The 20,947-nt window shown below is 33.7% G+C and carries 14 protein-coding genes; 2 read left to right on the top strand and 12 right to left on the bottom strand.

Translation table 11 applies throughout. From position 1 onward, the window contains the following. Window positions 1-217: 217 nt before the first annotated feature. The 8 genes from ACIQ1E_RS10005 to ACIQ1E_RS09970 form a co-directional block, all read right to left on the bottom strand. Window positions 218-1,597, bottom strand: a complete 1,380-nt coding sequence (locus ACIQ1E_RS10005; protein ID WP_396171078.1) for a hypothetical protein — start codon at window positions 1,595-1,597, stop codon at window positions 218-220. Window positions 1,598-1,634: 37 nt separating this feature from the next. Beyond that, the gene (locus ACIQ1E_RS10000; protein WP_396171077.1) at window positions 1,635-4,826 is read right to left on the bottom strand and encodes a GH92 family glycosyl hydrolase; all 3,192 of its coding nucleotides are present in this window, start codon (window positions 4,824-4,826) and stop codon (window positions 1,635-1,637) included. 58 nt (window positions 4,827-4,884) lie between these two features. Then, a complete protein-coding gene (locus ACIQ1E_RS09995; RefSeq protein WP_396171075.1) occupies window positions 4,885-5,988 on the bottom strand; it encodes an ROK family protein in 1,104 nt (367 codons plus the stop codon). A gap of 2 nt (window positions 5,989-5,990) precedes the next feature. After that, a complete protein-coding gene (locus ACIQ1E_RS09990) occupies window positions 5,991-7,946 on the bottom strand; it encodes a GxGYxYP domain-containing protein (protein WP_396171073.1) in 1,956 nt (651 codons plus the stop codon). Between the two features lie 74 nt (window positions 7,947-8,020). After that, window positions 8,021-9,484 carry a T9SS type A sorting domain-containing protein gene (locus ACIQ1E_RS09985; RefSeq protein WP_396171071.1) on the bottom strand — a complete coding sequence of 488 codons (1,464 nt, stop codon included), beginning with the start codon at window positions 9,482-9,484 and terminating at the stop codon, window positions 8,021-8,023. Between the two features lie 82 nt (window positions 9,485-9,566). Then, window positions 9,567-11,243 carry a RagB/SusD family nutrient uptake outer membrane protein gene (locus ACIQ1E_RS09980; RefSeq protein WP_396171069.1) on the bottom strand — a complete coding sequence of 559 codons (1,677 nt, stop codon included), beginning with the start codon at window positions 11,241-11,243 and terminating at the stop codon, window positions 9,567-9,569. Window positions 11,244-11,255: 12 nt separating this feature from the next. Continuing rightward, window positions 11,256-14,429, bottom strand: coding sequence for a SusC/RagA family TonB-linked outer membrane protein (locus ACIQ1E_RS09975; RefSeq protein WP_396171067.1), 3,174 nt, complete (start codon window positions 14,427-14,429; stop codon window positions 11,256-11,258). Window positions 14,430-14,457: 28 nt separating this feature from the next. Then, on the bottom strand, window positions 14,458-16,200 hold the full coding sequence (locus ACIQ1E_RS09970) for a class I mannose-6-phosphate isomerase (RefSeq protein WP_396171065.1): 1,743 nt from the start codon (window positions 16,198-16,200) through the stop codon (window positions 14,458-14,460). Window positions 16,201-16,445: 245 nt separating this feature from the next. Between ACIQ1E_RS09970 and ACIQ1E_RS09965 the strand changes: the two genes are divergently transcribed. Next, the gene (locus ACIQ1E_RS09965) at window positions 16,446-17,333 is read left to right on the top strand and encodes a helix-turn-helix domain-containing protein (RefSeq protein ID WP_396171063.1); all 888 of its coding nucleotides are present in this window, start codon (window positions 16,446-16,448) and stop codon (window positions 17,331-17,333) included. Between the two features lie 424 nt (window positions 17,334-17,757). Here ACIQ1E_RS09965 and ACIQ1E_RS09960 read toward each other — a convergent pair whose 3' ends face one another. Continuing rightward, window positions 17,758-18,525: an MBL fold metallo-hydrolase gene (locus tag ACIQ1E_RS09960; RefSeq protein ID WP_396171061.1), complete on the bottom strand. Its 768-nt coding sequence runs from the start codon at window positions 18,523-18,525 to the stop codon at window positions 17,758-17,760. 165 nt (window positions 18,526-18,690) lie between these two features. Here ACIQ1E_RS09960 and ACIQ1E_RS09955 point away from each other — a divergent pair, with 165 nt between their 5' ends. Next, complete coding sequence (locus ACIQ1E_RS09955) at window positions 18,691-19,356, top strand: MBL fold metallo-hydrolase (RefSeq protein ID WP_396171059.1); 666 nt, start codon at window positions 18,691-18,693, stop codon at window positions 19,354-19,356. Between the two features lies 1 nt (window position 19,357). On the opposite strand, the gene ACIQ1E_RS09950 is transcribed toward ACIQ1E_RS09955, so the two are convergent. The 3 genes from ACIQ1E_RS09950 to ACIQ1E_RS09940 all read right to left on the bottom strand — a co-directional run. Further along, on the bottom strand, window positions 19,358-19,930 hold the full coding sequence (locus ACIQ1E_RS09950) for a Crp/Fnr family transcriptional regulator (protein WP_396171057.1): 573 nt from the start codon (window positions 19,928-19,930) through the stop codon (window positions 19,358-19,360). A gap of 153 nt (window positions 19,931-20,083) precedes the next feature. Then, window positions 20,084-20,689, bottom strand: a complete 606-nt coding sequence (locus tag ACIQ1E_RS09945) for a GNAT family N-acetyltransferase (protein ID WP_396171055.1) — start codon at window positions 20,687-20,689, stop codon at window positions 20,084-20,086. A 52-nt stretch (window positions 20,690-20,741) separates the two neighbouring features. Then, a partial coding sequence (locus ACIQ1E_RS09940) for an ATP-binding protein (protein WP_396171053.1) occupies window positions 20,742-20,947 on the bottom strand: 206 nt, incomplete at its 5' end.

The following is a 20,947-nucleotide window of genomic DNA, read 5'->3' as shown; positions in this document are numbered from 1 at the left end:
TCTGCATCTTCCTTAAATCGCTTGTTAAATGTTATTGAATTCACACCTATAAATTTCTCCCTTGTACTCATTTGACAAAGGTAATACTATTTTCGTTTTTGGGCGGCCTAAACGCCTATACCTATAAGTGTTATATTTAAAATGAAATGTTTTTTAATAACTTCTCACATAAAAATGTGAGAAGTTATTGTAAGATTTATTACTGATTGTAACATTATCAAAATTGAACATTATATTTCAATTCACCTATTTCTCCGTTTTGATTACCTTCGGTCGGCATAAAACTGGTTACGACAAATTGATTATTTCCTATTGACCCAATTCCAGGATTTGCATAGGAAATTGACCCTAAAGGCGTCACCATATTAAGTGAATAGTAAAATGCACCATTACCGAGTAGTAATCTCCAACTACTCCAATCGTTAGAAGTCTGTTGAGCTTCTTGAAATACGAAATCACCAGAATGAGAGAACGAGGATCGGCCTCCAATGTTACCATTATATCCCATTGATTGTATGTTCGTGTTTGAAATTTCATCTTTCCAAGCTCTCCAACTTGTGAAATGGTAAAGAATTCCAATGGCTTGTTGATCTCTTACGCCATTTTCAAAATAATGGAATCCAATTACAATGTGTGAATCAGAGGGTGTTGAACCCTCAATAACACGAATATCTGGAGTCCCTTCGGCGGTTGTAGAGAAATTACGGGTAATTGACTTATCATTTGATGCATTGTTTGCTATCAAATTTGCATATGAACTGTAATATCGAACACGAATATTATTAGACCCAAACACAGGATCCTGCTCGTTTGCAAGCACATAGCCATTACCCCATTTTTTAATATCACCCTGGTGTGAACGGTCACCCAAATCTGAAATAAATGTCCAATTTTGAAGATCATTGCTTCCCGCAAGATATAATTTGTAATGATTAGCACCAACAGTATTATGATAGACACCTAGATAGGTATAAGTCTCGTTTGCTTTTATAATCTTTAAACATTGCATCGACAGATTTCGATTCTCTTTTATATCAAAAATTGGGCTCGAATTTGAAACATTGTTCAATTTATCAATCTTGTTTTTAATTGATGTATTCTGATAAAACCACCAATTGTAGGCGATATTAAGATTTTTTTGTACTGAAAAACCTTGTAGTTGAGCAATACTATAACTTGTATGCAGGTTGTTTTCAACAATAATGCAATTAAGGTAGTCGCCAAGCGACATGTTAAGTAATTCTGCCGAAGTACGTATGCCCGCATCCAATAGGAACTTATAAGTTAAGGCTCCTCGCCAAACTAAATCGTAGTCGCTCAAACTACCTAAATAGGTTACTGATTCGTTACATTTGTTGTCCAAATGATACACTACGGCATTCCTCAATTCTCCATAATTTCTACTCATTATGGATGGAACAGTTTCCCACTGAGTATACAATAACGATTTTGCTAAAACATTCTCGTTAGTGGGGTCACCGACTTTCTGATTAACGTTTTTTTTATTGACTGATTTTAAGTCTAATTCTTGTTCTTGCTGTGAACATCCCCAAAGCACTCCTAAAATAAGGAGGAAAACTAATTGTGTTTTTTTCACGTTTTTGTACTTGTAAATTAATAAATAATAAATGTGATTACTGATTAACATTAATTAAACCCCAAAGTTTATTTGGTGTTTCTCCCATTACAAGAATCAGTTCTCCACCTTTCAGAAGTTCACTGGCGGGGAATATGCACGAATCAAGCTTTTTACCATTTAATATAGCACTTTGAACGTAGATGTTATTTCGTGAGCTATTATGAGCCTCGATAGTGAACTTACCTCCACGTCCAAACCTATGTCCGAGATCAATTTCAACCTTTTGAAACAACGGACTTCCGATTTCATATACTGGATTTTCATTACATCCACCATCTGTTTGAAACAACCCTATTGCTGTCATAACCAACCAAGCACTCATCTGTCCCTGGTCTTCGTCGCCTAGGTATGCATTTGCAATTCCAGCACCATAGTAACGTTCCAGTATCGAACGGCTCCATTTTTGAGTAGACCACGGTTTGCCAACCCAGTTAAACATGTAAGCAAAGTGCATGGATTGCTGGTTGCCTTGCATTACAGGGTAATCCCAATATTGATCGTTCATACCATTATAACGCCAAGGAGCACTTTGTTCAAAACCCCATTCCAATCTGTCTATAAATTTTTGTTTACCAATAAGATTTGCCAATGCAGGAACATCCTGAGGAACAAAAAAAGTCATTTGCCATGCATTAGCTTCAACATATTGTTCATTTGCACCTGTACGAAATGCATCGAAATTTTCCACCCATTCACCATTACTCAATTTCATATGGCAATAACCTGCACTATCAATTGTGTTTTTCCACCAATATCCACGATCATTAAATGTATTGTATATGTCAGTTCTTCCTAGTGATTTAGCAAATTGACCAACAGTCCAATCATCATAAGAATACTCCATAGAGTTTGAAAAACGACCTTTATCTGAAGGAACATATTTGTGTTTCATATATTCAACTAAATCTCTATTTCCTGCAAATCCGGTAAAAACTTTTTGTGCTGGAGTTGTTTGCATTTTTACAGCTGCCTCAAGTGCTTTATTTGCGTCAAAACCGCGAATTCCCATTTGATAGGCCCCTACAATCATTGGAATTTCATGCTCGGCAACCATTACTGGTATGTAGTTCATTCCTGCCGGACCTTTGGCCAGCCATCCATAAGCGTCATACATAGCCAACTGTGAGTTAACCCATCGGTTGCTCCATTCGGGTGTAACTAAATTCCACATTTGATTCAGATTCCAAAACGAATTCCAAAAGGCATCGCAACCTAGTGCAACATCGTCAGCATTTTTTAATTTTTGAATCTTACCATCTGTTCCACGCCACTCGCCATTTAGGTCGCTCCAAGTATTGCGACTGCAAATAGAACGATACATTGAATTGTAAAAGCGAACCTTTTCGGTGCGGTTAGTAGTAGTTACTTTCACCCGATTAAAGATGTCGTTCCATACACTTAATTGATTTTGTCTGATGGCATCAAAATTCCAGCCAAAAGGGGTGCTAATTTCCGACTCTAAATTCAATTCAGCATTAGCAATACTAACCAACGAAATACCTGAACGAACTTGAACAACCGGATATTTTTCAGTATCGAACTCTATAAAAAGCCCCGCATTCTGAATATCTTTTGCTTTGAATTCATTCCCATACTGGACATTATCATTGATCCACCCACCCATATTTTTAATTGGTTTATCAAATTCTATTACAAAATGTACGGTGTAATCCTGTTCGGCATCATTACTCCAAACCTGTGCTGCAAACTCATGGGCATAACCTTCAATTTTATAATCATTTATCTTTTTTAGGTAGATGTCTTTCAATTGATAATCATATTCTGAAGGAATGTGTAAGTCTATCAAAACTCGTGAACTATCACTTTTGGACGGAAATGTAAAACGTTCGAAACCGCAACGAGTAGTAGCTGTAACTTCAGCTTTAATGTCATAGTCTTTAAGTTGCACTTTGTAATAGCCTATAGGTGCTTCTTCACTTCTTTTGTCTATACTTGAACGATATCCGGAGTTTGGTTTAAGTTCGTCTCCAATTTTGGTTTTTAAAGGTCCATTTGTTGCAAAAATTCCCAAACCACCTAATGTCCATTCGTGAATATGGCTGAAAGTTCCGACGCTTTCGTACGATGGCTGATAACCGGCTTGCCATCCTGAATTTTGATTATCAGGACTCATTTTCACCATACTAAATGGCATCCACGGACCGGGAGCAATCATCCAGCGAGAGTGAGCGGTTCCAATACGGGTATCCACATAATCGGCTAATGTTTGTAATGTTTTTTTTGTCCGTAGGACAACGCCACTATCAACTAGTTTTCCATCAATTAATACCTCGTATTTACTTTTGATTGTTTTCTCCACTGCCGGCATTGGTGCTTCAAATTCATAATGCCCTTTTTCCATTTTTTCATTAAAAATAATCTTTCCATCTAATAGTACACTTAGTATAGGCAAATTACTTAAATGCTCCACGCTTACCAAAAGTGGTTGTACTCTTTTGCTGTTATCATTTAGCTCGTAATTTGCTGCCGCAACGTTACGTACGAAGGCAGAACTAGTTTTCTTTAGCTTAATCGATGAATCTCCTTCAAGTTTAATCTGATCAAATAATATCCAGGAACCTTCTAATACTGTAATTGTCACACTATTACCTCCCGTTTTCAATGTGGTCTTATCAATAGGTATTTCAATGGTTTCGTTAGTTGCATTTGTTAAATTACCAACTAAGGATGCAGTATCAATATCTGGTTCATCTTGACGAGGATAGGGTTGTGATAAAACGTCATATCCGTTTGCTTTGAGTTGAATTTTATAATCCTGATTGTTGATAGAAATTTTCACAAGAGGCAAAAACTTTTTTGCATAATCTGTAAGTTTTACAATCAGTTTATAATTTTTTTTATTGTCTATTTTATCAATTCCAAAGAGTATGTTTACCTGATTGGTGCGCCAGCCTGAAGTTGGCCATGTTCCACCCCATGTGTCAGCAGGGCCAGGTAATACATATGGGAAATCTTTTTTTTCGTTTGAATGTCCGATTAAATAAAATTTATCTTCGTAGCCAAAATCATTTTCGATAAATTTCTTATATCCGTTCGGAAATAGTGCAAATTCTGAAGCCGATTTATCAGCTTTTCCTATAGACCAGATTACTTTTAAATTCTTATTGCCACTATAACCCTGTACGCAAAATAACCAAATTAATACTTGTAGATATATTCTTTTCATTCCTTTATTTGTTAGTGTGTTTTTATTTTAATTTCCAATCTGTTAATGAATATTTTTTCTACTCATTTAAATCTAGTGCGTGAAGAGCAAATGCATAAGCGCCTAATGCTATAGCTTTTGATGTTCCTAGTTTAGAAATAGCTATGCCAATTCGCTTTTCTGAGTTATAATTTACCTTTTTGTCAGAACCGAGAACATTGACAAACGTCGAACTTCCTTTAAGAAATAAATTTAGGTCATTTTCTACAACCAAATTATAAGCTGTCATTTCAAGTCTTGGAAATGACTCGCCATTTAATTTTCTTATGTTGCCATTTAACTCATTCATAAGCGATGGCATAAAATACTTAGCTGCACCCATCAATCCTCCTCCTATAACTACCAGTCCGTCAACTAATGATACTGCATGTGCAATGGTATCTCCTGCTTCTTCACCCATTTCAGCAAATGTCCGTAAAGCCGCATCTTTATTACCTTTTTTTACTTCTTCGGCTATATCAAATATATCTTTTGGCGTTAAGTCAGATTGAAAATCACCTGAAAATTCGGCATACATTCTTTTTAATGCGGAAATTCCAACACTTTCTTCGGTAATGCAATCTCTAAATTTTTTATGTCTAAACATCCATAAATCTCCACCTGAACCATTATCACCTATATGAAGGTTGCCATTTATTACTATACCACCACCAAAACCAGTTCCAAAAGTTACACCAAGTAAATTCTTATACCTTCTAGGGCTTCCTGAATCGGAGAATTTCTGATTTATTTCAGGAAGTACACCGGCAATTGCTTCACCATATGCAAAAAGATCTCCATCGTTATTTATAAAAACAGGGATATTGAATTTATTTTCAAGAAAAGGACCTAAAGCAATACCTCCCCTGAAAGCTTTCAGATTTGGCAAATCTCCAATAACTCCATTTACATAATCTGCCGGACCAGGAAATGCAAAACTAATTGCAACAGGAGCTTCAGACAATTCATTAATAACTGTGGTGAATCCGAAAATAAATGTTTCCAGACATTTATCTAAGTTGTCAGCATTAGACGGCAAGCTAATGGGAGATACCACTAGCTGATTTGCTTGTATAGCTGAGAAAACAAAGTTTGTTCCCCCAGCATCCAATGTCATGACAATACGTTTATCAAATTGATACATAATTACAGGATAATAATTTTAAAAGTAAGATTGTTAGGTGTTTTTACAAAATAAATTCCTTTTCCACAGGATTTTAAATCAATTTTTTCGATATTTTGCCCATTAAAGCTTTTCACGAGTTTGCCAGCTATGTTGTAGCAATTTACTTCACCGTTTAATGGTTTCGAAAAAAAAATAGTTCCCGTGCTTGGATTCGGAAAACAATTTAAAATTTCATCATTTTTAAAGGATTCAACTCCTAATGTAGTGTTAATTTGCTTCCAGTTATTAGCAACACGACACAAATAATCAAATTCGTTGAGTGTTACAAATTCATATCCCTGAGGTTCCATTTTGTCCTTTAGCTGTTTCAGTCTTCGTGGGCCATAAATCCAGCTATAGAACATAGCCTGAATGAAATTACCTCCTGCTCCGTATGTTTTTATTTCGTTTTCCAGAAAATTAACAGCTGATTGATCTTTTGTTGTATCGTCCCATGCATAATCAATCGGAGGCCAAAATGTCAAAGTATGATGCACTGTAACATTACTGTCAAGAATTTCATTACCATTTGCACCTGTATAACCAACACGATGCATACCAGAAATAATTGATTTTAATCCTTTCATTGGCTCAATATAAGTTTTGGCTAAATCTCTGTCAGATAACGACCATTTAGAACCTGGGTGTGTGTATATGCCTAACATGTCAAGATCAAGAATACTCATATTCTCAGCAGTCATGTTAAAATAATCTCTCTTGTTTTTTGCAGGATCAGCAGTCGAATCACAATATCCTTCAAAAGGGTAACAATATCCTGCTCCAGAAATTGAGCAAAAGAAGAAATCATTTTCTGTTGCCGTATCATATAAATATTTAGTTAACCCTGGTAACAAGAATCGAATTGATGGTGTAATACCATAACTAATAGGGACTTGTCCTCTAAACGGATCACTCCATTGACGTTGATTTAACCCATATTGTAAATAAGCAGGAGAATCACCACTTTCAGTCATTACTAGCGCAACGTACTTTTTTGTAGGATTATAAGTTCTGAATGTCTTTTCTCTTGCCTTAACTTGTTTATATGTAGTTTGTTGACCGTTAATAGCCGAATGAAAACTATAATTTCCTACCCAAGTGTTTACCAATGTGAACTTACCATATCTCCCCGCAAGTTTAACACCTGCATATTCTTCATAACCGGTAGCATTCCCACTATCATCAACGCCAGGCCAAAACCCTAAAACAGGTATGTTTGGAGGTGTTGAATTCATTAAATTAATAATTTTATTTTGAAGAGCTAGATTATAGTCTACATCTTTAGGCCCTGGCAACCAAAAAGTTGGTATTTTGTGCTGAATTAAATAATCACGATATACATCGTGCATAAAATAATGATCTGCTACTGATAGCACAGTTTTAGGTTGCAAAGGAAGTATATTTTGCTCATACCATGTGTATGCAGATAATTCATCTGTGAAGTTATAAGTTCTTAAGTCTTTAATATCAATCGTCGAACCTAAATGCCGTTTGAATAAGGTAAGCATATCAGGTGTTATTATAACACGATCTTCAACGCCTGCAATATTGCTCGCTAAATTTACAGTAAAACCTTTTGTTGGATCTATAACAACAGCTCCTTTAAAATACTGTTTAAAACTTTTAAGTAAGGTATAAATATTTGTATAAACTGAATCCTTTTTTACTATGCCTTGCTGCTTGTAAAAATCTAAAAGCCAACTAGAATTTCTCTCGTTTAAATAGATTCTAGCAGTATCCCTGTTAACTAATCCTTGTAATGATACTGCGGCCAATCTTACACCCTGAGAAACACCTTCATAACTAAAAGATGAAACATTTTCCGAATATGCCGGAGTTTTAGGCAGATAATTAATACTTGTCACAGACGAAGTCTGAGCAAATGATTTTGCACATAATATCAATGAAATTAAAATTATAGTTTTTGTGACTTTCATTTTTTTTATAATTTAAATTCAATAGATAAAATTATCACGCCACATACTCATATGTAGCGTGATGTGATTTGGTTTTATTTTTGAACAATAATTTTAGCAGAATTAATTGCGCCATTATTATCTTTTACCCTTAATAGATATATTCCATTCGATAATTCTGAAACATTAAGTGTATTTGCATTAAATGCAGGAATGTTTATTAATGATCTGCCTGTCAAATCATAAATTTGAATATGTCCACTAATTTTTTCAGAAAATATAAGACTAGAAGTAGAGGAATTAAATCCAACAGTAAGTTTAGTAGTTTTAAATTGTTTGTTGCCTAATGAAGCTCCTACTTCGTATGCACCACAATCCTGAAATCCAGCTGTTTTGCGTACAGCTCCTCTTGCATCATATGTAGTTCCAATAGGTTCTGCAATGAACTCTATAGCTAGATTATCTTCATAAGTAGTTCCAAGTAATTTAATTGTTCTTACTTTTCCACCGTTGTCTTTTAGTAAAGGCACTCCGGCATTTAATTCTACTTTTAAATCAGTTCCAGCAACACAACTACCAATATTAGTTGTAGGATCATAGTCAATATGGGCAATTCCTTCCTGTACGTTAATAGAATTTGTAGAAAGATTGTATGCTACTTTAGCAGGTTTTGGATAACCATCAGGAATAATAATACCACGACTTTCATAAAATAAGTTTCCAATATAGTTAAGTTGGTTTGGCCAACCACTATTAGGGATTAAAAATAAAGTCCCTACATTATCATTTTCTTTGTTGGATGCAAAAGTGTTATTCACTATACTTAATTTGATATTTCCATAATTAATAGCGATAGCTCCTCCAAAGCCGCCAACGTTATCTATGCCATTTTTAAAGAAAGTACAATTCTGAATTTTTAATTCATCTCCAACAGCACTACCGTTATCCAAAATAATAGCATCACCCCAACCACTATTAGAAGCTCCATTGCGTTCAAAGGTGCTGTTTTCAATCAATCCAACCCCACCAATATTTGTAAAGAATATGGAACCACCTACTCTTGCTTTATTATTGACAAATTCACAGTTCTTAATAGTAAATTTTAATGTGTTTTGTATGAGAATAGCTCCACCATTACTAGTGGTATTGATGTCTTTAAAGAGAACATTGTCGAAAGTACATTCAGGTGCCAAATATACAAAAAAGCCAGCTCCGGGTTCAGTTGATTGAGCTCCACCCTGAATTGTTAAATCCTGAATTGTGAATTTCTTCAGGTTATTGTAGCTCACAAATATACGGTTTGTGCCTGCCGATCTGATTATTGTATTTACACGGCCATTCCCCTTAATAGTAATCTCTTTTGAAAGTGTTATTTGCTCAGTAGCAAAATCACCCATTACATCTAAAATGTCTCCATCCACAACTGATGGGTCGTCTATTGCACTTTTAATTGAAGTGAAATCCACTCCTGGCCCTGCTGTTGTTCTTACAATCCATGTCTTTGCAAAAATTGAAGTTACAAAGAACATGCATACTAATGTTAAAATAGTTTTTTTCATAATAATTGATTTTTTGTTGTTAATAATTGATTTTTTGTTGTTAATAATTGATTTTTGTTTTTATTTATATTTAACTTGTTTTTTAATAACCCGGGTTTTGGAAAAAGCCATCTTTGTTTGAAGATCTATCTACTTGAGCTTGAGGTAATGGAAATAAATATTTATCTTCATTTATTAACCCTTGTGCATAATCTCCTGCAACTTTCGGCTCTAAATATTTTTGAATTAACATGCCGGTTCTTACTAAGTCGAACCAACGAATACTTTCAAAGCAAAGTTCAAGTTTCCTTTCTTCAATAATTTTTTCAAATGTAAGAGTTGCTGTTGTGTAATTTTTGAATTCAGGAGTATCACTTTCATTTATAGCATTTCCTTTGTTATCTATACCTCTGGCTCTGTTTCGAACCAGATTAATGGCATCTACACCTGACTGTGTTGCATTTCCACCATTAGCTTTCAGGTTTGCCTCTGCATACATCAACAATACATCCGAATAACGTAAAACTGCAAAATTCATTGGTAAATTTGCCCAATCAGTATAAGGAATCTTTTCCTTTAATTCCCCATTATTAAATCTGTATTTCGTAATTCCCATCCAGGACTGAACAATACCATCAGTTCTACCTTCAAGTGGATCGAAAAATTGTTTCATAGGGGCGGGTTTTTGATTATAATCCAGATAGTAAGTCACTAAATTCCAATCTCTTCTTGTGTCTCCATTTTTGTATGATTCCCACATATCAGTTGTATAGTGAATTTGACAAACTCCAGAACCGTTTGTGTACATGTCCCTTTCAAATTGAAATGGGTAACTCATAACACCATAAACTTTTAGCCAATAAGATCCTGATGGAGCTAAAGGGGCAAATTGAAGCTCCCATAAATTTTCTGATATATTGTTCTTTTTCTCAACTAAAAAAACATCTCCATATTTTTTTTCAAGATTTGCTTTTCCAATTATAGTGCCCAGGATTTGTTCTGACTTGATATATAATTCTTGTGAAGTTTCAGTAATTCCACCATAACCATAGCCAGGTTTATTAATTTTATTCATTAATTTATCAATTACGCCTGCTTCTTTTGAAGATGCCATCGTTAAATAAACTTTTCCAAGCATTGCTTTGGCAGCAATCTGAGTTATTCTTCCGGGTTGATTTGGATACTTTGAAGCATTAAGAATGCCGTCTTGACTTGCATATTCTAGGTCTGAAACGATAGCGGCATACACATCCTTTAATGGACTTCTAGGTACATTATTATCCGCAGAGGTGGTTTCATCAAGAATTAAAGGAACTGGTCCCAATGATTGCGCCAACCTGAAATATGCCCAAGCCCTTAATGCCTTTGCTTCACCCACAACAGTGTTTGCATACTTTTCTGAAACATTTGGCACTTTATGTGCTCTGTTTATTATTGTGTTAGCTCTTGCAATCATTTGATAATGATAATTGTACCAGTTGGATATTACATTATGATTTGCCGTAATCTTATATTTATAGAATTGGTTAAACACTTCCATATAATACTGAGCTACACTTTCATCAGTACCTAATTCCCCAATAAATGGTTCATAAGCTTTATATAATGTGAAATATCTCTCATAAATTCCAAGAAGACCTGTATCGAGACTTGCCTGATCTACATAAAAATTATTTGTTGTTCGAAAATCCAATGGTTTTTCGGTTAAAAAATCCTCACATGACACTAAAAATAAAATTGATAAGATGAAGGATAAATATATTGGTCTTGTATTTTTCATTTTTTATAATTTTTAAAGAGTTAAATTAATTCCAGCGGAAATAGTTCTCGCACGAGGATAGGAGAAATAATCGAGACCTGGCATTAAAAATGAAGCTGCACCTTGTGAGTTATTTACTTCTGGATCATAACCCGTGTATTTTGTTAAAATAAATAAGTTGCTTCCGGTAATAAAAAATTTAAGGTTAGACATATTCATTTTTGAAATAATTTTTTTTGGTAAAGAGTATGAAAATGTTACATCTGCTAATCTCAGAAACGAACCATCCTCAATCCATAAATCAATAGGAGCTTCATCAACATTCTTACCTTGTATAGCAATGGGGTATCGATTGCTAGAGTTACCTTCCATAAATAAATCGCCCGTTTGTTTTGTTATAGGGTCATAATTGTAAAGCGTTGGTCTCCATCTGTCAGCTGTTTCAGCAAATGCATTATCAAAGCTAAAGCCACTTTCAAGTCTATATCTGTTTGCATTGTAGATTTTGTTTCCTACTGAATATTGCAATGTAAAATCTAAAGAAATTCCTTTATAAGAAATATTATTTGAGAATCCACCCGTTAGACGAGGTTGTCCATTTCCTAATATTTGTCTGTCCTCAGCAGTTTTTTTACCATCATTATTGAGGTCAACATATTTTACATATCCAGGTTTTATACCTTCAGAAGCTAACAATTTCTTTTCTTTTATAGCTTGGTCGATTTCTGCCTGCGATTGCCAAATTCCATTCGTTTTATACCCATACCAATTTCCAATTGGTAATCCTTCTTGCAAATATCCTTGACCAACACCTAAATAGCCAACATCTACTGCTTGCCAATTTTGATCACCGAGTTTTAAAACTTTAGAAGCATTATGACTTATATTAAAATTAAAATTCCAATTAAAATCTTTGGTTTTTATAGGATTTGCATTTATGCTAAATTCTATTCCTTCATTTTCTATTTTTCCAGTGTTTTTAAGAGCATTGTCAAATCCGGTATAAGAAGGAATTGGCACATAGTATAATAAATCTCTTGTTAACCTATTGTAAACATCTACACTAAAGCTTAGCCTATCTTTCCATAGACCTACATCAAGCCCAATATTGTATTCTTCAGTTTTTTCCCATGTTAAATTTTCATTTGCAATGCGGGTAAAATAACTAATCAGGCTGTTAGATGTTCCATCAATACTTACGTTCCATGTGCCAACAGTAGGGAGTGATTGGTAGGATGGAATAGATTGTTTTCCACTAATTCCCCAACTAGATCTTAATTTGAGGTTTGAAAAAATGTTCAGATTTTTCACGAAATCTTCTTGTGAAATTTTCCAAGCAGCAGCAGCTGATGGGAAATAACCCCATTTATTATTTGCTGCAAATCGGGATGCACCATCTCCTCTCATGGTAAATTTAAATAGATATTTATCAGCAACATCATAATTTATCCTTGAAAAAAATGAAGTATTTGTTTGTTTAATTATAGTAGAATTTGGTATCTGTGGATTTGTTCCTTGACTTATACCATAAATTCCTAAATCTTCTAATACAAATCCTCTGTTCTCAGTATTAAGCCATTTAGAGTTGACTTGCTCAACTGAATTACCAACAAGAAAGTTTACTTTATGAATATTGTTAAATGTATTAGAATAAGTAATCGTATTTTCATTATTTAATCGTTCCGAACTACTGTTACCAATGTATGCTCTACCACCAAAGGGCAATCCTTGAGCTACAGTACTTGGATAATACTGTTCATCAGTTTGAGCAAATAAGAAATAACCTCCAGTTAATCTTATTGTAAATTTTCCAGTATTGTAATCCAAACTACCATTTGTCAGAAATGAATAGTTATTCATATTGTTTGTTATTAAATTAGCTTGCGATACAGGATTCACAACAGATAGAGATGCTGACGATTCTCCTGGTAGTAAGTCATTCTGACTGAAATTTGAAGGCCTGATTGGTGCTTGAGTGAGGGTATTGTATATAACACCTTCAGTGCCATTTGCAAAACCTGACCTGAAATTTCTGTCTATAGATGAGTTTAGTCTGAAATTCAAATTGCTTAAAAGTTCCTGAGAAAAATTTGCACGAGCTGAATAATTTTTATAATCTGTTTTTATCATTATGCCTTCTTGATACTTGTAGCCCAACATAACTGCATATGTGTTTTTATCACCACCGCCACTAATGTCAATTCTATAGTCACGAATTGCAGCATCTCGCATCATTTCATTTTGCCAATCTGTATTATATTCAATTTGTCTTTCCCCATTAAAATAATCTGAATAAGCAGCTTTTTTCGAAATAACATAATAATTTCCTTCCGTATCTTGATAAAAATTGTATGCCGCTGGTTTAAAAGAAGTTGGCTTCCATTTTGCTTTTGGAACATATGTTAATGAAAAGAAGTAATTTTTATCAATAAACTCTTCACTATTCATCATGTCAAGTAAATTAGTGGCTGTTTGCACTCCACCTAAAGCGTAAAAATTTATTTTAGGTTGATTTTTTTTCCCTTTCTTTGTAGTAATTAAAATAACTCCGTTAGCACCTCTTGATCCGTAAATTGCTGTAGAGGAAGCATCTTTTAAAATATCGATAGTTTCAATATCACCTGGACTTACATTAGACATGTTGTCTGACAAAAAACCATCAATAACATACAATGGATTACTATCGCCACTTAGAGAAGTTGTACCCCGTATATTTATAGATTGCCCTGAACCGGGAGCTCCATCTGATGAACTCACACGGACTCCACTGACTTTCCCTTTTAAAATATCACCTATTGAAAAAACAACACGACCTTCAGCTGCATCTGATTTTACACTTGATACGGCACCTGTAATATCTACTCTTTTAGTAGTTCCATAGCCAACAACAACTACTTCAGATAATGTTTGTACAGATTCTTGAAGAACTGCATTTATAGTTTTTTTATTAATAGGCAGCTCAGCTTTTTCAAAACCTATAAATGAGAAAACTACTGTACCTTTTAGACTAGATACCGCAAGTGAGTACTTACCATTTTGGTCAGTTATTGAACCGTTGTTTGTTCCTTTCTGATTAACTGATACACCAGGCAAAGGATTTCCGTTTTTCTCCGTGACTGTTCCATTTATTTGAATGGCCTGCGCATATATGTTCATATATGCTGATATTTGATACAACACAATTAAAAATATAAATTTCTTTTTCATGATTTTTTTTTATTTATTTTTATGAATTTTATGCTTTATGTCTGACATAAGCTTTAATCGTTCCACATTCTTTTCCTTCACTCTTTCCAAAAGGACTTATACAATATTCTCCAACTGCTGCTGGTACAATAAACGTTTCGGCATAACGAACAATAAAAGGATTAAATTTCTTCGTTGGACTTTCAACAATCGCTTCTGCTCCCTCTATCAGATTAAGCACATTTACACTATCCCCCGTATGATGAGTTACTTTTTTGGAAAACCAATGGCGGCGGGTTTCTATAAATTCGTTTTTGTGTAATCCAGTTCTTTCTTCACGCCATCCATCACCTTGAGCCACAAGTTCTTCTTGACCTACTAAGTTTTCTAAACAATATTCTGTATTTCTATCCCACTGAATTACTTTTGATCCATGTTCAATGTTTATTGCACGTGGTTCTCCATTCATTCCGAGCCTACCCCAATCGTACAATTTGAATGTAAATATGTATGGGGTCGCACTTATTTCAAGTACCATACTGTTTTTTCCTGAACAATGAATAGTTCCGTTAGGAATAAGAAAATGATCGTGCTTCTTAGCAGGAAAGATATTTACATATTTTTCTGCTTCAAATGTTCCACCCGAGTCCTGTGCTTCTTGCAAATCCGCAATCATATCACACTTGTTAATCCCAGTTTTAACTCCCAAATAAACAGTAGCGTCTTCTTTTGCATCAAGAATATAATAGCTTTCGTCCTGAGTATAGCTCATTCCAAATGTATCACGGATATATTGTGTGGTAGGATGTACCTGTAAACTCAAATTACCACCATCCATAGTATCCAAAAAATCGAAACGAATTGGAAACTCTTTTCCAAAGCGCGATTCTACCGGTTCGCCCAACAGTTCTTTAGCCTTGTAAAAAACAAGATTAATACTTGGAATTTCAAATATTTCACCCTCAATTTCAAAGAGCAAGCTATTCTCTTCCGGCACACCGTCGAATGCCCAAGCAAAGTTTGGTTTCGTTTTATCTAACTCGCACATATCTTTCATCCACTGCCCACCCCAGGGACCCGGGTCAAAATAAGGAACCACACGAAATGGAGAATTTACAATTTCAGTCAAACCATTCAGCAAAGTATCTGCTTTTATCATTTTAGGCTCATCTTCTTTATTTGTATCTAACCAAAAATCAGCTTTATCAAACAACTCTTGCTTTAACTTATCGCAAACCCGCCAGTCTACAAAAAAAGCACGTTTGTATTGTATACTTGGCGATTCATCGCTGTTGTTAATCCCTAGATTACAAACCTGATGATTTCTCTGGCGTAACTGTATTTCCCAGCGAGCCATATCAGCATAAACAAGGCAATCTGATTCCTCTGCAATTATGGATGCAGCATGACCATAAACAATAACCAATCCAGTTGCATTTTTTATTTTGGTACGTAGCGTTTCCACTTTTTCCGGATCCAAAAATTCATTGTATGAAAACCGAGTCAAATAACCGAAAATTGGATCATCTGTTACGTCTGGGAATGTTATTTCACGAATTTTATCTTCAGAATAAAAAGCTTCATCAGATTGAATTAATAAATTTGGATTCAAAAGACTTAAATTACTTTTTAATTCATCGTGATTGACACCCTGATAACACTCAATTGTTAATATATAACGATTGAAATCATTTTTAATAATTTTAGTATTCAATTCTTCAATTATTGAATTCCATCCCGAAAACAATTTTCCTCTAATTGGAAAGAAAGGGGTTTTGTTGTAATTTAACATTTTCTATGTGTTGTTCTTAGTAATCTATTATTTTAAATGTGAATACTTTGATAATAATTTATTTGTTTTATTATTTTTATTGTGGAATGTGAAAACAATAATTTTATTATTTAAAAAAAATATTATCTAAAATTTTAAAGGTTAATAATTATATTTTTTACAAATATCTTGCGATTTTTTATTAAAAACATATAACTTTGTTTTGATTCTATTGTACTATCTTACGAATTTAAAGATTTAACTTCATGATACATTTAAAAGAGGGATTTAAAGGCCAAAGATTGATTGCCATAAGCTCGGAAGTATTGCTTAATAACGAACTTAATCCTTTGACAAATAGTTTATATATTACAAAAATCGGCTTTTTCCCGGCGGTCAAATATCATTTTAACAAAAAGGATAATGGAGTGGATTATTACATTATTATTTATTGTACATCAGGCGAAGGTTGGTGTAAAATTGGAGAAAACACTTACTCGGTCACAGAAAATCAATACATAATACTCCCTCCCAATAAGCCTTATAGCTTTGGTGCAAATACTACAAATCCCTGGACAATTTACTGGATTCATTTTAAAGGCAAGTTGGCTTCTTCATTTTTTAATTTTCCAATTATCCCACAACAAATACAAGGCACGGAAAATTCAAGGCTGCAAGACCGTATTCAATTGTTTGAGGAAATATATGAAAATTTAGAATTGAGTTTTCATAGCGATCATTATTGTTATGCATCTTTATGCCTTTTTCATTTTTTAGCTTCTTTCAGATATATAGATCAGTACCAACAAATAAGAAACAAAGGTTTAAAAGAATACCGTTTTAGTGAGAGAGTTATTTATTATATGCGTGAAAATGTGGAGAGCAATCTTACGTTGGAACTGTTGGCAAAACATTTTAACTTTTCGCCATCACATTTTTCAGCACTTTTTCAAAAAGAAACAAAACAGTCACCAATAAAATATTTCATTTCATTGAAAATAGAAAAAGCCTGCCAATACCTAGAGTTGTCAACTATAAAAATTAGCGATATTTATATAAAACTTGGATTTCATGATGCTGCATATTTCAGTAGAATTTTTTCTAAGGTTATGGGAATTTCTCCATCAAAATATAGAGAAAGAGAAAGACTATAGTTTTATTGAAAATTTTAAAATTAACTCAAATTCTTTCATATGAACTAAGCGTTGAAACAAAATCAAATAAATGATGTGAATTGGCAGATATAACTTTGCAACCAAATTTACAAATCTATCCTTGTCGCAGGAGTATGGTTCCTTTTCCTATAGATTTTATTTTACCAGATTCAAAAATATTCATATCTGTTTTGAGAGTTAATTTATTTTAAGCTCTTTAGCAAATAGATTAGCATCAACGTCTCACCACTCAAAGAAGTAGGAGGTACACACCCACAAAACTCCCAACAAAACACGGATTCTCAAAAGCACAAAATAATCTTTACTACAAGCCCTAAAACCACATATCTGCCTGAAAGAGCGAGTAGACGATGTAATTTATTAAATGGCCCAAAATGGCAATGCATAGTTGATAGCAGTCTTATCAAAACACTCTACTTTCTCCATCATTTGGAATAAAAACCTTTTCAGAAAGTCCAATTTTTGAAACTTCTGCTTTTAATTGTTGTCGTGTTGTTGGACAATGATTTACAGCTTCTAAATGATTGGCGATTACTTTGTTTGGTGCGTTTTTTACAAATTTTAAAATGTCATCCATTCGCATTAATAAAGGCTGAAAAATATCCAATTGAGCCGTTCCACAAGCTACAACTGCAACTTCAGGTTTTAATTGCGTTAGCACTTTATGTACATCGTCGGTATAAATGGTATCCGCACTTAAATAAATAGATTTTTCATTTGGTAATTCTATGTAAAAGCCCATTACATTTCCCATTGGTTTTGCAACAAATCCATAACCGTGAACTGCTGGAATACCTTGAATTTTCCCATCCAAAAAACTCATTTCTTTCCAATAATCAACCGTTTGGGAAACGTTTAATCCTTTTTTTCTTAGTGTGGCTTCGTCTTTTCTACTACATATAACAGGAATTTGTTTAGATCGAAGAAAATGCTCCGCTTCCTTGTCCAAATGGTCTGGATGCAAATGTGTTAATAGACAATGTGTAGTTTTTTCAACGATATGCATTGCATTGCTTGGCAAATCTACAATAGGATTTCGTTGTAGTTTAAAGCGGAAAAGTGTAAAAGGTGGTCCTGCTGTTCCTTTTTTTCCAAGCATTGGGTCAACTAAAATTACTTTATCTATAGTTTCTATTACCAAAGTGGCATTTCGCAAATGATATACTTCCATTGTTCTCTATTTTTAAATTGAAAGCGCAAAGTTGATCAATCTAAAAATGTTTTCCATTGATTGAAATCAAGAAATGAAATGTAGAAGTTTTAAACGAAATTGATTTGAATCAATGCTTATAAATTTATTCAACATTATTTTTGCACTAATAAAAATTACAAAGAGATGAACTATAAAGTTGAAGTACTATCAAATACTATTTTTGCAACAAATTCTTATTTAATAATTGATAGTTATAAAAACGCACTAATTGTTGACCCCAGTTTTGATCCTAAAGCAATCGAAAGGAACATTGATTTTTTAGGCTTGAAAGTATTAGGTATATTGGTAACACATGCGCATCAAGATCATATTTTTAGTGTTAAGTATTTTATGGATTTATATAGAGTAGAGGTATGGGCTTCAGAGAAATCTAAAGAATTGTTTAGTGATCGTGTTCGTAATCTTAGTTTTATTGGTTCCGAACATTTTGGACTAGAGGAGACAATATTGGATATCCCAGTAAGAATTATTGAAGACAATAAAACCTATCAAATAGAAAACTTTATTTTCAAAACAGGTATTTATCCAGGGCATAGCATTGGTTGTACCATTTTTGATTTTGGAGAATTAATGTTGACAGGCGATTTTATTTTTAAAGAAACTATCGGGAGAATAGATTGGCCAGGTTCAAATCCTGAGGATATGAAGAACAGTTTGTTGTTATTTATAGACCGATATAAAGCAATCGATATGCCAATATATGCTGGACATAATGATGCTACCACTATTCAAAACGAATTGGCTACGAATATTTTTTTATTGAATCCAAACAATGTAAAATTGTTGTAGGCTACATTCTTTTTCTAATCCTGCTCAAAGTTTCGGGCGTAATTCCCAAATAAGAAGCAATATGATACTGAGGAATTTGCAATAACCAATCCGGTTTTGTCTTCATAATATCAAGATATAATTCTTCAGCAGTATTTACAAAATGGTTAAATTCTTCAGTTTCTTTATTGACAACTATTCTTTGGAAAATCGTTTCAATAAACAACTTACCACAATTATATTGGTTGGTAAAAGTCGAAAATATTTCTTTAGATAAAACTCTCAAATCCACATCAGTCAAACATTCTTGGTATTTTTTTGTAGCGGTTGAATGGGTAAACGAAGAAAAGTCTGTTATGAAACCTGCATCTGTATAAAAATTGATGTTTTTTTCTTTGTCGTTTGTTGCATAATATTCACGAACAATGCCTTTGTCTAAAAAACGCAATTCGTTTTCAGTGTTTCCGTTTTTTAAAATGATTTCTCCTTTTTTGTAAGATTTAATTACAAATGTATTTACAAACTCTTCTAAGCCCTCTTTATTAAAAGGAAATTCATTGCTGAAAAATAAAGATAATTTATCGGTTGCTATCATTTATATTATTGAAGTTATTTCTGCGGTTTGTTTTGGCAAAATTGCCACTCATATTTTTCGGCTTGGCGATGTGGCGAATTTTTAGTATAAACGTTTATTAAAATTCTGTTGTCCTCCATATTTCCATATGGATATAGGCTGTTCGTTGTATTTTCATTTAACGTTGATTGTTATTTGAAATAAACTTACTGTTGCGTTGTCATAATGTGCTGGAAGTCCTTCAGTGTTTTTAAGTTTCAATAAACCTAAAAACTCAAAGCCACATCTTGTGTAGTGATTAATTAATCCTGAATTATCGCCAACTGTATCCATTCTGATGAATTGTTTTTGATTTTCAATTGCATAAATTTTTGCCCATTCTACAATTTTACCCACTAAATTTTGTCCACGAAAATCAGGATTTGTTGCAATACGGTGAATGTAAACAGATGGGTCTTCATTTTTCTCTTCCCAAATTTGTGGATCATCAAAAGTTGTCGCCCACACACAAGCAATTTTACCTTCTGAAACAATTTTCCATTGTCTGTTTTCTGAAATTTCATTTTCAATTAGTTTTCTATCAAATTCTGGCCAATGGTTGGTAAATCTTGTCTTTTGAAAATCGGTAGCGATTTTGTATAAACGAAAAATTTCGTCTGTGTTGTTACTGTGCAAATTCCAGTGATATTGACCACCTAATTCCAATTTAAAGTGAGCACCTGATTCCAATTCAAAATGACCACCTGATTTCGGAGTAAATTGACCACCCCAATTTTTCATTAAAAACTACTTTTTTTCATCTGTTAATTAATACTCAAATATACTCAATAAATTATACCTTGTTTAGACTTTTTTTCTTCCGCATCGATTCTCCGAGTAATTCGATTCTGTGTGATTGATGTATGAGTCTATCCAAAATTGCATCGGCTATGGTTTTTTCGCCAATTATATCGTACCAGCCTTGTACTGGGATTTGTGAGGTAACGATAATTGATCCATTGTTGTGCCTGTCTTCGATGATTTCTAAAAGTGTAATTC

The organism is Flavobacterium sp., assembly GCF_044348915.1.
Classification (GTDB): Bacteria; Bacteroidota; Bacteroidia; order Flavobacteriales; family Flavobacteriaceae; genus Flavobacterium.
This window is presented reverse-complemented; position numbering and strand designations above follow the sequence as displayed.